Raw genomic sequence first — 16,967 nt, forward strand, 5'->3', positions numbered from 1 at the left:
GCTGCGGTAGGATTGCCTTAAGACTTTTTCCCCTCTGAGGATGTTGTCTTGCTTGGGCTTCTGCTGCAGATTATTCAGGCAATGCGTGTTGGCGAGGGGGCGCGGGGTGTCGATGTGGCTGAAGCGGGACTGAGCCGTGAGATAATCGGACGTGGGCTGTCTGGTGATCGCGGGGCGGTGAAGACGTGTCTGATTCGCTGGCTGAGGTTGCTGGATGAAGGTGGCGACGGGCCAGGCGGCTGGTTGAGGCTGTTTGGGTGGGGGCTTTTGTTATTGGGACTCTTGCTGGGTCTTGGTGTGTCCGGCGGGTTGATGGCTTACTCGGGTGAGCGTCCGGTGAATGTGCTGCCGCTGATTGGTTTTTTTGTGGTTTTGCCTTTGGTTCTGACGGGCGTGATGATGGTGGGGGTGATGACTCGGGCGTGGTGGCCATCGCTACCGGTCTTGGGGGATCTGGCGGGGTTGATGTCGGGTGCGAGGATTCGTCTGGTTGGGTGGATGCTTGGGCGTCAGAAGCCGTTGGAGGGTCGAGCGAACTGGGTGCGGGAGATTCCCGGGCTGGGCAGGGTGATGCACTGGCAGGGTCTTCGCTGGGGACTGGGTCTGGGGCTGGGTTTTCAGCTGGGGGGCGTGCTGGCGTTGACGGGAGCCGTGGTCTTTAGCGACGTGGCTTTCGGATGGGCGACGACGCTGGAGGTATCGACGGAATCTGTGAGTGAATGGGTGGCGACGGGTGCGTCGCCATGGACCTGGGCGTGGCCGGAGGCTGGTGTCAGCCCGGAGCTGGTGGCGTTGTCACGGGTCTATCGGGGGCCGGGTGATGTGACGGGGCTTGGTGACCTGGAACGGGATGAAGCTTTGCTATTGGGTGGCTGGTGGCGGTTCCTGCTCATGGCCATGCTGGTGTACGGCCTGATGCCGCGCGTGGTTGCTTATGGCTGGGTGACGTGGCGGCTGCGTAGCGAGGCGTTGTCGGTGATGGTCGGTCTGACGGGGGTTCGTGATGTGCTGCTGGATTTGTATGAGGGTGGCACACGAACGTCGGAAGACGGCGTATCTGCCAACCACGTTCCCGGGGCGGCGAGCGAGTCGGTTGTTGATCCGTTTCCTGCGGGTGTGCTGTTTGGTTTGGGCGTCTCGGCAGATTTGGTTCCCTGGCGTACGTGGCTCCGATCGGACTGGTCCGGGGTTCAGGGGACTCTCGATGATGAGGCGGTGATTGCCTCGCTGCGGCGAGCTGATGCGGGTTCGGGGCAGGCGGATGTGCTGGTGGTTGTGCGGGGCTGGGAGCCGCCGATGGGTGATGTGCTGGATGATCTGGCGTCGCTACGGCGTTCGCTGGGGGAGTCGGGATCGAGGATCGTGGTGGTTTTGCTCGCTGCTGCGGACGGGCTGCCTGAGGCCGTGGTTAGCGATTGGCGGCGTGCCGTGTCGGGGATCCCGGGTGTCGCGGTGGTGGTGAAGCCTGGTGCTCAGGGGGTTGGCGATGGCTGATGTGAGCGAGATAAGCTGGAACGGTGAGGTGCCGACCTTTGTGGTGGTGGGGCATCCGAATAAAGGGAAGTCGAGTGTTGTGGCGGCGCTGGCGCAGGACGATTCGGTGCGGATCGAGCCTCGTTCGGGCACGACAACGCGGAGTACGTCGTATCTGATTGAAGTGGATGGGCAGCCGGTTTATCGGCTGGTGGATACGCCCGGGTTTCAACGGCCCAGGCGTGCGCTGGCCTGGATGCGTGAACGGGCGGCGACGGCGGCTGAGCGGCCGGGTGCGGTGCAGGCGTTTGTGGATGAGCACCGGGCATCCGGGGAGATGGCCGACGAGTGCGCTCTGCTAGCGCCGCTGCTCGAGGGCGGGCTGGTGGTCTACGTGGTGGATGGGTCGGTGCCTTATGGGCCGGACTATGAGGATGAGATGGAGATTCTCAGGTGGACCGGGCGGCCGGGGCTGGGATTGATCAATCCGATCCGGAATCGAGAGCACGTTGAGACCTGGCAGACGGCGCTGCGGCAGTTTCTCGGGGTGGTGTGCGAATTTGATCCGGTGCAGGCAGACTTTGCGGCACAGCTGGAGGTGCTTCGTCGGTTTGGTGCGGTGGCGGATGCGAGTGGCGAGCGGGTCGGCCGGGCGCTGGAGCTGATCAAGGCTGCTCGTGAGCGGGCGCATGACCGCGCGGCGATGGCGGTGGCGTCCTGGGTGGCGACGGCGTTGACGGCGCGGGTGGAGAAGCTGCTCGAGAAGGATGGGATTGCTACGGCGCACGAGCCTGCCTTGCGGGAGGCGTATCAGCAGAAGCTGATCGAAGGCGAGTCACGGGCACGGCGTGAGGTAGAGCGGATCTATCGTCACGGCCGGCTGGAGCGTCGGGAGGCGGCTTTGGAGGTGGGTTCGGAAGATCTGTTTGCGGTGGATCGCTGGTATCTGTGGGGGCTGGATCGGCGGCAGATGCTGACGACGCTAGCGACGGCCGGTGCGGGTGCGGGTGCGGCGGGAGGCGTGGCGGTGGATGTGGGTTTGGGTGGGGCTTCGCTGGCGGCGGGCGCTTTTTTTGGCGCGGTTGCGGGAGGGGCTTCGGGGCTGCTAGCGGGGGTCAGGTACAGCGATCGGCTGGCGCGGATGAAGCTGGGCCCGTTGACGCTGGCAGGTCGGCGGGCGGTTTACGGGCCTTCGGTTCATCCGAATCTGCCATTCGTGGTGCTGGGCCGGGCGTTGGCTCATCAGCGAGAGGTGGCGCGCTGGTCGCACGCCAGGCGTCAGGTGATGGCTTTGGATGACCGGGGCGACGAGGCGATCTGGCGGCTGCCGGCTTTCGATGCGGTCAGGTCCGAGCTCGAAAAAGCCTTTCGGCGGGTGAGGAAGTCGGATGGGGACCACGGATCGGTGGAGCGGCTTTCTGGTGCTATCAGGCCACTATTGACGCTAACAGATGCCGAATAGATTGGGCCTTACTATCAATCCGACCGGTCTAACCGTCCTTCTTTTCTTCGACAGACTCAGCCGCGCGACCGATAATGGTGGAGAATCATGACTCGCCCTGTGACAGGATTGCAGGACGGGTACTGGCCATGCCCCGTTGCAGGCCGGCTTATTTGTCTGTCCCCAGGAGTGACTGGATGTCGACGATGACGATGCGGATTTCTGACCGGCTGCTGCGATTTTTCGATGTGCGGCGCTGGTTTCGCAGATCGGACGAGACGGCGCAGGGCGGGGACGTGATGGCGATTTCCGCTGCCCGCGGCGGGCGAGAGAGTGCGATGGCTCGTCTGGAGCAGGGCTACGAAGAGGTGATTGAGGTGATGGCGGCGGTGAAGGCGCACACGCACGATCAGGCGGAGCGTTCGGAGCAGTTGCTGGAAGTGGTTCGTGAGGTCCCGCAGGCCGTGGCTCAGCTCCGCCAGATGGCGGATACACAGAAAAAGATGGCGGCTCTCCTGCAGAAGCAGATGACGGCTCAGGCCGAGGATCGGGCGCTGCTGAATGTGACGCTGGGTCATCTTTCCAAGGCTTTTGAGGATGAGCGTGCGGCGTTGGATGCGGTGGCGGCGACGCTCTCGGATCGGAAGCGGACCGACAGTGTGCTTTCCGATCGCTTGGGCTCGCTGGGAGGGACGCTGGGGCGTCTTGATGAGACCAGCCAGGCGAGCACGCTGATGCTGCGGACCCTCGCCGAGCGGACCAAGCACGCTGATGGCCAGGTGAAGGATCTCTACGACCGCGGCCGGCGGCAGATGATGCTGATGGCAGCGGCCAGCTTGTTTGTGGCGTTAGCGGCGGTGGGCGTGGCGGCTTTTGCGGTGATTCTGGCTCAGCGGAGTTTTGAAGCGGCGCCTTCGTCGCCGCCCGCTGTGACCGCACCGGCGGTGGCTGCTGAGGTCGAGCCGGGTACCCCCCTGCTTCCGCCGACTGAGCCAACGACTGAATCGGTGCCTGCTGTGATCGAGGTGCCTGACACATCCGCCACAGCGGAACCGCAGGAATCGGCCAAGACTGAAGCGGAGCCGGTCTCGGTGGATGAGCCGACGGCTGATGATGTGGCGGCGATGGTTGATCCTGCTGGTGAGGCTGCTGTTGAGCCGGTTGTTGAGCAGGTCCCTGCGGTGTCCGAGCCGGTTGATTCGGAGGCGGCTCAGGAAGTGGCACCCGTGGAAGCCGGTTTATCTGAGGATATCGTCAGCGAAACCGAGGAAGTGCCGGCTGAGTGACGGTGGCCGGTGTTGGCTGAGCGATTGCCTTTCGCGTCCTTGTGGTTGTGTGAAGGACCGTCGATGCTGGATGTTGGGCTTGGTTTTTCGGGGCCTTTGAGACTGCGCTGGGGGGATTTGTGGGTTATTCTTGGCATGACCTGTCTGGCGGTGACCGTGGCCGACCGCGGCGATCGCTTATCTCTTTATTTGCAGCGAGACGTGACATGAGTCGTTGGATCAAGCGTGTGGGTCGTGCGGTGCCCGGTGTTGGTGGGGATCGGCAGGCTGCGCCGCAGCCGGCAAGGCTGGAGCCGCTGGAGCCCCGGGTGCTGCTGACGGCGGTGGTGGCGAACGCCATCGATGACTTCAACGAGACCTCGGGGGCGGATGATCGCGTGATCAATCTGTTCGAGGTGTTCGATGACGCGGAGGCGATCTACCGCTTCACGCTGGCGCAGTCGGTTGGAGCCGGTCTCGACAACTTCATCGATGTGGATCTGTTTGAGGATGTGACCCCGCTGACGGTGGCCAACTTCCGGAGCTATGCGGACACCGATGATTATGTGAACACGATCATCCACCGTTCTGTGTCCGATTTCATTGTTCAGGGTGGCGGCTTCACGGTCGATCCGGCCACAGACGTGGCAGGGTCGATTCCGCAGAATGCCGCGGTACAGAATGAGCCGGGCATCTCCAACACGCGTGGCACCATCGCGATGGCGAAGCTGGGTGGCAATCCCAACTCGGCGACGAATCAGTGGTTCTTCAATCTCAATGACGACAACGCGACGGCACCGGGCGGTGCGCAACTTGACTCCCAAAATGGTGGCTTCACGGCCTTTGGGCAGGTCATTGATAACGGCGTTGGTACAGGGATGGACGTGGTGGATGCGATTGCGGCGTTTGACACGCGTAACGTCAGCTCGCAAACCGGTCTGGGAGCACTCACCGACACGCCTGTTCGTGATCCGGAAGCCGATCCGATTGCGGCGGGTGACAACCTGGTGGTGTTCTCGTCGATTCGGGAGATCCTGACGTTCTCGATCGTCAGCAATACCGACAGCAATATCGCCACTGCGTCGATCGATGCGGACGGCCGGTTGACACTGGACTACAACGCGGCGGCGACGGGATCGACCACGATCACGATTCGGGCGGAGGATCGAGACGGGAACACGGTTGACGAGGCTTTCACGATCACCACGCGTGATCTGGACCTGAGCATCACGGCGGCCACCAATCCGTTTGCAGCGAGGATCGACCCCGCGTCCGGCGCGGGTGATGCGAGTCGGAATGGGACCGTGAGTGTCACGGTCCGAAATGATGGCGAACCGCTGGTGCCGGCCGACACAATCGACCTGCGTGTGGTGCTTCGCATCCAGGGCGCGCAGACCGATGCGCAGGACATCGAGATCGGCCGGGTGGATGGGATTGACACGACGGCGTTTACCGGCAGCGGTGCGACCGGCATCGTGGATGTGCCCGTGGCGGTTGGGACGGGGGTGTTGGCGGCGGACTACGACCTGTTGGTTTTCGTCGATAGCGGTGATGCGATCGTTGAATCGGATGAGACCAACAACCAGTTTGATGCCGGGCGTGTGCGGGTGCAGACGGGTGACGTGCTGGACCTTGAGGTGCAGACCGCGACCGATGATCTGCCGGCTCAGCTGAGCCCGGACCGGGTGAGTGATACCGATGGCACGGTCAATGCGACGTTCTTCAATGGCCTGGCAACCGATGTGCCGGAGGGCACGGTGCTGCGGGTCGGTGCCTTCCTGCGGCTCGCGGATGCCACGGATAACACGCAGGACATCATCGTCGGTACGGCGACCTATACCGTGGCGGCAGGAGAGCTGGTGGCCAACGGCGGGACGCTGGTCAACACGATCCCTGTGACGATAGAGACCACGTCGCCTCTGGGCCTCTACGACCTGATTGTCGAGGTCGATACGCTGAATGAGATCGCGGAGGCGAACGAGATCAACAACCTGTTCACGGCCGGGCAGGTCACGATTGCGAACGATGACGATCTGGCCGCGGTGTCAGTCTCGGGATCTTTATCACCAAGCCAGGGGATTTACGGGCAGACGCAGTCGGTGTCTGGCACCGGTCTGGTGACGATCCAGAATCGCGGGGCGGCAACGATTGTGTCGCAGGTGGTGGACGTGGAATTTGCTCTGCGGCCGGTCGGGGTCAGCGACGACAGCCAGGACATCACGGTCGAAACGACGACGGTCACCGTGATGGATCTTGAGTTGGGTGAATCGCAGACGATCTCGTCGATCCCGTTGACGGCGATTCCCGATCTGCTGCCTGTCAATCAGTACGTGCTGGTGGCGAAGATCGATCCGAGCGATGCGATCACGGATGACAACCGGGATAACAATGAAGCCGTTTCGGGTGCGCCGGTGCTAAATGTGTTTGCACCTCGCGATCTGTCGGTGCGGATTGATGGCACGACGCTGGCTGGGCCCATTACAGATGGCACGCTGACGAATGCGACCGTGGACCTGTCGGTGCTGAACAACATCGAGAGCCTGACCGAAGGCCAGCAGGTGCAGGTGTCGCTGGTCCTGCGGCCGGTCGGGGCGACCGATGACGCGGGGGATATCTCGGTCGGTTTCACCACGCTTGACCTGGATGCCATCGGATTTCTTGAGGAGCAGGCGTTTACCGGGATATCGATCACGGTGCCCGTGACAGCGGACATCGGCTCGTACGAGCTTGTGGCGATCCTGGATCCGAACGATCAGCTGGGGGAAGCCAACGAGCAGAACAATGAGGCGACGGCGGCGGGGACGATCGACGTGGTTGGAACGCCTCAGCTCGTGACCACGATCACGGACGGGACCTTCCCGTTCTCCGCGGCGGTTGGTCAGGCGGTTGATGGCACCATCACCCTATCGATCACCAACAACACGGCGGGTGCGATTCCGGCGGCAACGACCATCGATGTGGCGTTTCTGCTACGAGCAATCGTGACGCAGGGGACGACCACCGAAGATGACGATGTGATCGTTGACAGCTCCCGGTTTGGATCATTGACCCTTGATGTCAGCGGGCTGGGTCTGGGTGAAACACGGGTCTTCGAAGATCAGGCTTTGACGATTCCGGACACGATCGAACTGGTAGATCTGAATCCTAACGACGCGAACCCGCCCAACCTGACGCCCTTCCAGATCATTGGTCTGATCGATACGGGCGAGGTGGTTGATATTGAGCGAGAGGCCGAGGGCCCGCTTTTTGCGTTGCGTGATGCGGACGACATCAGTGTCAGCATCGATGGCTCGACAGGCATTGTCGATGGTTCGGCGATTGACATTACGAGTGGTGCCAGCGGGACGGTTGATCTTAGTATCAACAACGGGCCGACTGCTTTGGGGCCGTTCTATGCGTTCACGCCCTACAGGCTTGTGCTACGTGAGGTGGGGGCTGCGAACTCGGATAACGACATCCTGGTGAGTGCAGACGGCCTGACAGAGAACCTCAACGGGCTGGCGGCGGGTGCCAGCCGATCGATCACGGGGGTCGGCTTCACGATTCCTACCAGTGGTATCTCGGCTGGTGACTACGAACTGATCGCGATCATTAATACCGAAGAGCAGGCGCTGCTGGAAGCCAATATCGACAACAACGAAGCGGTTGTCGCGACGGTCACGCTGGCCAGTGCGCCCGATCTGGTGGTCGAGGTCGATGATTCAGCGACAACGCTGCCCGAGACGATCGGGCAGGATGTCACCAACACGGATGTCGAGGTGCTGATCAGCAACCTCGGGCTGGCGGTGGCGGGCCCGCAGACGATCGATGTCTCGGTGTTCCTGCGGCCGGCGGGGGCGAGCGATGACAGCGGGGACATCCTGATCGGTGCTTCGGATGATCTGGATATCGCAGGACTCTCCGCGGGGACACCCCTCAGTGAAACGATTGCGGTCACGGTCCCTGCGTTGACGTCGGTGGGGGCTTATGACCTCGTCGTGATTGTTGACAGCGATTTCGGGGGCGATGCCAGCAACGCCGAGCTGATCGAGCAGGACGAGTCCAACAACACGGCGCGTCTGGCCGACCGGGTCCGGGTGGTTCAGGGATCGGACCTCACGGGTCAGTTCACCGATATCTCGGGCTTCGCGGGCTTCCTGTCGGTCGGCGGCGACGACACGGGCAACACGGTGACGCTGGCGATCACGAATGACCTATTAGCGCTGGCAGCTGGGACGATGATCGATGTGGACGTGGTGCTCCGGCCAGTGAACGCCACGGATGCGACCTCGGATGTTGTGCTCGCCAGCGAGACTCTGAATATCGGCGGTGCGGGTGGGCTGGATGCCGGCGGGGTGTTTACGTCGGCAGCGATCACGGCGGACATCACGGGCAATCCGGTGACGCTGCCGGCCGGGACGTACCGCATTCTGGCGTTGCTGGATACCGGCGATGCCATCAACGAGCAGAACGAGAGCAATAACACGGTTTTCGGCAGCACGGTCACGATCGTGACAGGTCCTGACCTGACCGGGACGCTGGCGATCCGGAGCGGTTCGGAGAGTGGCGTGACCACGGCCGGCGGGACGATCGAGACGAGCTTTACGCTGAACATCGGCCTCGTGGATGTCCCCGGCGGTCAGGGCGATATCACGGTGACCTTCGGACTCCGCACGGATCGCGGGAGCGGGGCCTTTACGGAGCTGGTGGTCGCTTCGGGTTCGCAAGTCTTCGCGATTGCCGGGCTGACGGCGGATACCGATATTCCTCGTAATTTTGACCTGACCATCCCCGCGGCGTTGGCTGAGGATTCGTATGAGATCGTGGCTTTCATCGACTCGGCTACGGCGGCGGTAGCCGATCCGGGCGACCTGACGGAGGAAGACGAGACCAACAACACGGCCTCTGCGTTCATCAGCGTCGGGCCGGCACCCGTGGTGGCCAACGCCCTGCAGGACCTGACCCGGCTGGGATCGGCGGCCAATGAGCGCATCAGCCTCTTCGATGTGTTCGATCACGGGCTTGATCTGTACCGGATCGATCTCGCGGCGAACGCCTCGTCGGTGGGCGAGAGCATCTTTATCCGGCTGCTCGAGGGTGATGCGCCCAACACGGTGGCCAGCTTCCGCGGCTACGCCGATCGTGGCGCGTACGATCAGAGCTTTTTCTCGAATCTCTTCACGGGTGTGTCGCCGGTCGCGATTGCGGGCGGGTTCACGCTGGACCCGATCAGCGGAGGGATTCAGCGAACCAGTTCGGACGCAGCTGTGGCCGCAGAGATCTCAGCGTCCAACACCCTCGGCACCCTTGCGATGAACAGGGTTGATGCCGAGGGCGGGTCGGGTGTGGAGTGGTTCATCAACCTCGCAGACAACAGTGCGGCTCAGGATGACCCGGTTAACGGCTTCACGGTCTTCGGAGAGGTGATCAAGGGCGGTCTGGATGTGCTGACGGCGCTCCAGTCACTAGCGCCGACGGATCTGGGGGCAGCGGGTCTGGTCAACAGCAACGACTTCGGCAACACGCCGCTGATCGATGCCACTGCACCGATCGATCTGTCCTCGGAACTCGTTCTGTTTGATCGGGTGTCTGAAGCCCTGTCATTCTCGGTGACCGGCAACACCAATGCGGCCCTGGTGACTGCGAGCATCGACCCTGATACACAGGAACTGGTTCTCGACTATCTGGAGAGCCCGCTGGGTGGCACTTCGACGATCACGGTTCGTGCAACGGATACGGATGGACGTTTTGTCGAGGACACCTTCACGGTCACGGTCCCCGCGGCTCCGGATTTGGATGGCACGATCACGGAGACCTCGCTCGAGCCGAACACCCGTCTGCTGGCTGGCGAAACTCACCGGCTGCGGGCTTCGGTTGAGATTGCAAATAGCGTGCTGGGCGAGGCGACCGGAGCGGATCAGCAGGTGGGTGTCAGTTTCGTGCTGAGGCCGGAGGGTGCTCTCACGGATCTGAATGATGTGCTGCTGCGAACGCTGATCGTGGATGTGAGTTCGCTGGCCCCGGGCGCGACGCAGACGCTCAGCAACGTTTCCCTGACCATCCCCGAAAGCACCGGGCCAGCACGTTATGAGCTGATCGCGTTGATCGACAGCGGTGACCAACTCAGCGAAGCCAATGAAACGAACAACGAGGCGCGTGCGGCCAACGACGGGGTCGTAACGGTCCTGAATCTGGATAACCCCGCGATTGATTTTGTTATCGGTTTTGGTGCCGGGCTGGACCTGCCTGTCGATCCGATCACCTCGGGCGATGGCACCCGTTACCGCGTGCCTTTGGAGGTTACGAACATTGGGAATGTCCGGGTGCCGCCGCGATTCTTCTCGACGATCGAGATCTTCGCCCGGCCGGATGGCGTGGTCGGCAGCAGTCAGGACATCCCGCTGACGATCAACAATCGGGAGGAGCTGCGTGTCAATCTGCGCGGGCTTGGCGTTGACCAGACGCGACGCTACAACGTCCGGGTCGAGTTGCCGCCTGACATGCCGACGGACGATTACCGGCTGATCGCTGTGGTGGATGCGTCGAATTTCATCTTCGAGAGCAATCTCGAAGGCACCGGGGAATCCAATAACGCGGCGGTATCGGCTCAGACGCTGGATGTGGTCCAGGGGTTTGTGGATCTTGAGGTCTCGGAGCGTTCGGAGACACTGCCCGCGAACCTGCTGACCAACGAGCGATTGCGTGGCCGATATCAGGTTGAAGTGACCAACCGTGGCAACATCCGCAGCGATGCCGGTGCGCGGGTCTCGGTCGAGCTCCGGGCCGAGCTGGGTGCTGAATCGATCGTGATCGGCAGCGCGGAGAACGTGCGGCTGCCCGCCTTGCGGCCGAACCAGAGCCGTCTGATCAATCTGCCTGTCAACGTACCCGAGGGCTTGTCCACTTCTGGCACCTGGAACATCACCGCCGTCATCACCGAGTTGACCGGGATTAACGATGAGTCGGCGGGTAACGACACGACCACGCCGCCACTCGATCTGGTGGTGACCGACCGAGCGGCCGACCTGACGATCGATCTCGATCAGAGCCGAGTGCCGGCCACCATCACTGGTGAGGGCAACAACTCCAGGATCAACCTTCGTACCACTGTGACCAATGCTGGCACTGACGCGCTACCCGACAGCGCGGATGTCGCCATTCAGGTGTTCGCGCGTCCGGTTGGTGGCAATGTGGACGGGTCCGATGACATCCTGATGCCGGTTTTCAAAACACGTGCGGACGCCACCAGTGTCAGGCTAAACGGCCTGGCGGCGGGTGCGTCTCGGCAGGTCAATCTTTCGGTGACAGCACCCTCGGCGACGCTAGCCGACATGCCCGATGGTGATTACACCCTGGTGGTGCTGGTTGATGCCACGGATCAGGTGGCGGAGTTTGACGGTGTGCCGTTGAGCACCGCCGCTGAGGAGAACAATGAGGACCTCAGCACGGGCACAGTTACGTATGACAACGACACCACAGATCTGGCGGTGAGCCTCGACCGTGTGCGGCTGCCCTCCGTGCTTGACAGGCAGGAGGGATATCGCGGGTCGGTGCGTGTGGTGATCGAGAACGTTGGCAATCTGGCGACACCCGTGGGCCAGAAGGTGGACATCATCCTCCAGACCGTGCGGGTGAGTGATCCCAGCCGGCCTGCCATCACCGAGATCCAACGTGTCGAAGGGGTGAATATCAGCAATCTTGCCAGCGGCCGGAGTGTGAGCCGGCAGGTTTCGTTCAATCGGCCCAACGGCTTCGTGAGCGATGGCGTCTATGAGTTGCGTGCGGTGGTGCTGCCAGTCACGACACTGGCCGATCTCGAGAGCGGGATCGATCCCGCTAACGTCGAGACCAATGCGTCGAACAATGTCTCGTCCCGAGACCAGGACAACGCTCGTGCCCAGGTGCTGGTGTACGCGCCGGAGTTCCGTGATCTCGGGATCGCCGAACGCCCGGGCACGAATCTGCCTAACAACGCGGTGGTTTCCGGCTCCAACACGAGGTTGAGACTGGCGTTGTCGCTATCGAGTTTTGCGAACGCGGACTTCCCTTCGGGTTCAACTGCTGACCTCCAGGTGTTTGCTCGTCCGCTTGGCGGATCGACCTCGGGTGCCGATGACATCCAGCTTTTCCTCCCCGGCAATGCGGCGACGCAGTCTTTCAGCATCTCCGGGCTGAGGCACGAGCAGGTCAGGAACATCAGCACGAACGTGACGCTGCCCTCGGGTATCACGACCGGTACCTACCGGCTCGTGGCTGTGGTGAGTTCGGGTGATGAATCGAACAACAATCCCCCTTTCATCGGCATTCCGAACGTCTCCAGCAACAATCAGGTGATTCTGAGTGACACCTTCAACGTGGTTGGTTCGGCCGACGTCGATCTGGGCCTGACCCTGAGTTCACTCAACGGCTTTAACAACGTTGTCGAGACACCGGTTGATGCTGCTCCAGCGGACCGGAACCCGATCACCGGCAGCTTCGATGTCACGATATCCAACCTGCTGCCCGGACGGATCGCCCCGAACGAAGTGATCGACTTCGAGATCATCGCACGCAACGATGCGGACGCGTCCGAAACGGTGATCGATACGATCTCGGGCATCTCGATCGGTTCTCTCAGCGGTGGTCAGGCCGTGACCACCAGCCTGAGTGTCAACGGCGCAGAAGGCTTGAGCACGGTCGGCACTTACACGATTCTTGTCCGGGGCACGGCACGTCCGACCCTGAATGAGGTTTCTTCGGCCAACAACGAGGCCATTATCAGATCAGGGTTTGAGGTCACCGTGGCACCGCCAGTTGCTCCGTGATGCTTGGACAACGGTTCACGGTCGTGTGTCGGGTAGTGCATCGCGATGTTTGACGAGATAAAACCAGACATCGCGTGGAGCTCCATCCGTCGTCGCATCGATGGCGTGATGTCCAGAGACAAGTCACGATTGCAGGCGCTGCTCAAACGGTGTCGCCAGGCAGAGGCCGGCGGACGCCTCTTCGATCGCGATCTGCTCCGTCTTGAAGAAGGCATAAGGGCTTCGCTGAACAGGGTCGAGCAGCGGGCAGCGGCGCGCCCGAAGATTGACTTTCCTGAGGATCTTCCGATCGCAGCGAAAGCCGATGAGATCGCGGAGTTGGTCCGCGAGCATCCGGTGGTGGTGGTCTGTGGCGAAACGGGTTCGGGCAAGTCGACCCAGTTGCCGAAGATCGCGTTGCAAGCCGGCCGCGGGGTCGGCGGGCTCATCGGACACACCCAGCCCAGGCGTATCGCGGCCCGCTCCGTGGCGACGCGGCTGGCAGAAGAGCTCCGAAAACCGCTGGGGCGCGAGGTCGGGTTCAAGATCCGCTTCACCGACGTGATGTCGGACGACGGCTACGTCAAGGTGATGACGGATGGTGTGCTGCTCGCCGAGTTGCAGAGCGATCCGATGCTTCGGGCCTACGACACCCTCATCATCGACGAGGCCCATGAGCGATCACTCAACATCGATTTTCTGCTCGCAGCGGTCCGGCGGATTCTCGATCGTCGCGAGGACTTACGGCTGATCATCACCTCCGCGACGATCGACCCGGATCGCTTCGCCAAACACTTTGCGGTCCATGGTCAACCGGCTCCGATCGTCGAAGTCGAGGGGCGGACCTACCCGGTGGAGCTGCGCTACCGCCCTGTCGAGCCCACCGAGAGCAACCCGGGTGCGGACCCGATGCGTGCCCTGCTGGATGCGGTGGATGAGGCCATGCGTGAGGGAGATGGCGACGGGCTGGTGTTCGTGGCGACGGAGCGTGACGTGCGGGAGACGGCCAAGCTGCTGCGCGGGCGCTACGAGACGGCCAGATCGTCGCGTGTCGAGGTGCTGCCGCTCTATGCACGGTTGACGGGACCCGAGCAGAATCGGGTTTTCAGGAAGCACAACCAGAGGCGGATTGTCGTGGCGACCAATGTCGCGGAGTCCTCGATCACGGTGCCGGGGATCCGCTTTGTGGTCGATACCGGACAGGCGCGCATCAGCCGGTTTTCGTCCAGGGCGCGCGTGCAGCGCCTGCCGATCGAGCCGGTTTCTCAGGCCTCCGCCGATCAGCGTAAGGGGCGTTGTGGCCGTGTCGGTCCGGGGGTCTGCATCAGGCTCTACAGCGAAGAGGATTACAGCAACCGAGAAGCCTTCACGGCACCGGAGGTTCTGCGGACGAATCTGGCCGCGGTGATTCTCCGCTCGATGGGGCTCGGGTTGGGTGCCCTGGAGCGGCTGCCCCTGCTTGAGCAGCCAAGGCCCGCTCGGATTCACGACGGGCGCAAAACTCTCTTCGAACTGGGTGCGGTGGATGAACATGGCGGACTAACCCGGATCGGCAAGCAACTGGCCCGGATGCCGGTCGATCCCCGGGTCGGGCGGATGGTGCTCGCAGCGGAAACAGAGAACGTCCTCAGCGAGGTGCTGATTATCGCTTCGGCTCTGGAGGTGGCCGATCCGCGCGACAGGCCCATCGAGCAGCAGCACGAGGCCGATCTGGCACACGAGCCTTTTGTCGATGAACGCAGCGACTTCATGTCCTATCTCGAACTGTGGGACTTCTATCACGACCTCAAGAACAAGCTGTCCCGGAATCAGCTGCGTAAGGCCTGCGCCCAGAACTTCCTGTCCGAGTCTCGGATGCGCGAATGGACCGAGGTGCACCGGCAGCTCCGGGAAGTCGCTTCGTCCTGCGGGCTCAAGCCTCATCGTCGGCGTGATGATTTCGACGCCATCCATCGAGCCCTCATGGCGGGATTGCTCAGCGGGATTGCGTATCTCAAGGACGAGAAGGAGTACATCGGGACCGGGAATCAGAAGCTGGTCATCTGGCCGGGTTCGGGGCTGGCCAAGCGCAAGCCCAAATGGATCGTGGCGGCGGAGCGTGTCGAGACGACCCGTCGATTTGCGAGGACCGTCGCGCAGGCGAATCCAGACTGGATCGAACCACTCGCCGAGCACCTGGTCAAACGCAGCTACCGGGAGCCGGTGTGGGATCGAGCCGCAGGGACGGTGATCGCGCAAGAGAAGGTGAGCCTGTTCGGGCTGCCGGTCGTTCCCAAGCGGCGGGTTCGTTATGGACGGATCGACCCCAGGACCAGCCGCCGATTGTTCATTCAGCACGCACTGGTCGAAGGCGATGTCGATCTGGTGGACGGGGCTTTCACCGCCAACCGGGCTTTGGTCGCTGAGATCGAATCGCTCGAAGCCAAAGCCCGTCGACGCGGGCTCATGGCCGAGAGCGAGGCCATCTATGACTACTACGATCGGACGCTGCCCGCGGGTGTCTTCGACGTGGTCACCCTCCGGCAATGGCTGAAGCAGGAACGCCAGAAGTACATCGATGTGATGCGGATGAGCCGCAGCGATGTCCTGGCTGAGGACGCCCCGTGGGTAACACCCGAGGCCTTCCCCGACACGATCCAATTCGGCCGGCTGACGTTGCCGCTGATCTACCGTTTGGAGCCCGGCGACGAGCGCGACGGCGTAACCGTCGAGGTGCCCCGTGAGGCGGTCGGCCAACTGGATGGTCACAGGATCGACTGGCTGGTGCCCGGGCTGCTGCCGGAGAAGCTGGAGCAGGTGATCCGTCAGTTGCCAAAAGAGATCAGGCGACGGCTGGTCCCAGCGCCCGATGTCGCGCGGAAGGCGGCAGCGGCGATGGCCTTCGGGATCGGCAGCCTGAAGGAAGCCGCTGCCGATGCACTTGGAAAACTCGCAGGCGTGCCGATTGCACCGATGCAGATCGGCTTTGCCGGCATGGACGATCACCTGCGGATGGCGATCGAGGTCATAGACGCCGATGGCAAGTCGCTCATGGTTTCCAGAGACCTCGCGGAGGTCCGACGGCGGATCGGCCTCGATCTTGATTCCGAGGTGATCCCGGACGATCCCGAGAGCCCCTGGCCGCGTGTCGGGATCACCCGATGGGACTTCGAGGACCTGCCAGAGTCCATCGAGGTCAGGCGGGGCGGCATGAGCCTCAGGGCATTCCCGGTGCTCCGGGACGAGGGTACGCAAGGCGTCTCTCTGCGACTGGTGCAGGACCCTCATCAGGCAACTCGGGAGATGCTTCGTGGGTTGATCCGGCTCATCGGCCTTCAGGTCGAGAGCGGCCTCCGGCATCGGCTCCGACACGACAGCCGATTGGAGAAGCTGAGACTGGATCATGCTGAGCTGAGTGATGCCAGGCGTCTCGAATCGGAGATCATGGACCGGATTGTCGAGCGCGCCTTCTTCGATGAAGGTGTGGCGGTCCGGCACCGGCAAGCCTACGAGGCCTGCCTGGATCGGGGATGGAATCGGCTTGAGCCTGTCAGCGATGATGTCCTGGCGAGAGTCTCAGCGGCTCTGGATGCCTGGCACGAGGCAAGGCGGGCCGTGGCCAGAATCAGTCAACGCCATCGGATGGCAGCGACCGATCTGGAGGGGCAGCTGCGCTACCTCGTCTATCCCGGTTTTGTCATCAGGACGCCCTGGGCCTGGTTTGCCCAGTACCCACGCTACCTCAAAGCGGTGGTTCTCCGGGTCGAGAAGATCGAGCGTGGCGAGGCCGCTCGGGATCGGGGGCACATGGCTCAATTCGGCCAGCTGTGGAATGACTACGCCAAGCGTGTGGCCGAGCACCGGGCCAACGGCATCGAAGACCCCCAACTGGATCACCTGCGCTGGATGCTGGAGGAGTGGCGGGTGGCCCTCTTTGCTCAGGAACTGGGGACAGCGGTCTCGGTCTCGGAGAAGCGGATCGACGAGCAGTTCCGGCGGGTTCGGGGTTAAGCGCGAGGCAGCACGTCTGTCAGCGTTCTGGCAGCC

The 16,967-nt window shown here is 62.5% G+C and carries 5 protein-coding genes; all 5 read left to right on the forward strand.

What is annotated here, in order from left to right; all coding sequences use genetic code 11:
* Nucleotides 1-48: 48 nt before the first annotated feature.
* The 5 genes from ACQZAB_RS12320 to hrpA all read left to right on the forward strand — a co-directional run bounded on the left by ACQZAB_RS12320 (nucleotide 49) and on the right by hrpA (nucleotide 16,931).
* A complete protein-coding gene (locus tag ACQZAB_RS12320) occupies nucleotides 49-1,494 on the forward strand; it encodes a DUF2868 domain-containing protein (RefSeq protein ID WP_428389822.1) in 1,446 nt (481 codons plus the stop codon).
* Entirely contained in the window at nucleotides 1,487-2,935 is a 1,449-nt protein-coding gene (locus tag ACQZAB_RS12325) for a DUF3482 domain-containing protein (RefSeq protein ID WP_428389823.1), read from the forward strand. The genes ACQZAB_RS12320 and ACQZAB_RS12325 overlap by 8 nt, the downstream gene beginning before the upstream one ends.
* Before the next feature lie 176 nt (nucleotides 2,936-3,111).
* The gene (locus ACQZAB_RS12330) at nucleotides 3,112-4,200 is read left to right on the forward strand and encodes a hypothetical protein (protein ID WP_428389824.1); all 1,089 of its coding nucleotides are present in this window, start codon (nucleotides 3,112-3,114) and stop codon (nucleotides 4,198-4,200) included.
* A 206-nt stretch (nucleotides 4,201-4,406) separates the two neighbouring features.
* Complete coding sequence (locus tag ACQZAB_RS12335; protein WP_428389825.1) at nucleotides 4,407-12,962, forward strand: peptidylprolyl isomerase; 8,556 nt, start codon at nucleotides 4,407-4,409, stop codon at nucleotides 12,960-12,962.
* Between the two features lie 45 nt (nucleotides 12,963-13,007).
* On the forward strand, nucleotides 13,008-16,931 hold the full coding sequence (gene hrpA / locus ACQZAB_RS12340; protein ID WP_428389826.1) for an ATP-dependent RNA helicase HrpA: 3,924 nt from the start codon (nucleotides 13,008-13,010) through the stop codon (nucleotides 16,929-16,931).
* The last annotated feature ends 36 nt before the right edge of the window (nucleotides 16,932-16,967 follow it).

Source organism: Mucisphaera sp. (genome assembly GCF_965279675.1).
Taxonomy (GTDB): Bacteria; Planctomycetota; Phycisphaerae; order Phycisphaerales; family Phycisphaeraceae; genus Mucisphaera.

Bases quoted from the DNA above. Each gene is read 5' to 3' on its own strand.
- ACQZAB_RS12335 (WP_428389825.1), top strand. From the start codon at position 4,407: ATGAGTCGTTGGATCAAGCGTGTGGGTCGTGCGGTGCCCGGTGTTGGT.
- ACQZAB_RS12330 (WP_428389824.1), top strand. From the start codon at position 3,112: ATGTCGACGATGACGATGCGGATTTCTGACCGGCTGCTGCGATTTTTC.
- hrpA (WP_428389826.1), top strand. From the start codon at position 13,008: ATGTTTGACGAGATAAAACCAGACATCGCGTGGAGCTCCATCCGTCGT.
- ACQZAB_RS12325 (WP_428389823.1), top strand. From the start codon at position 1,487: ATGGCTGATGTGAGCGAGATAAGCTGGAACGGTGAGGTGCCGACCTTT.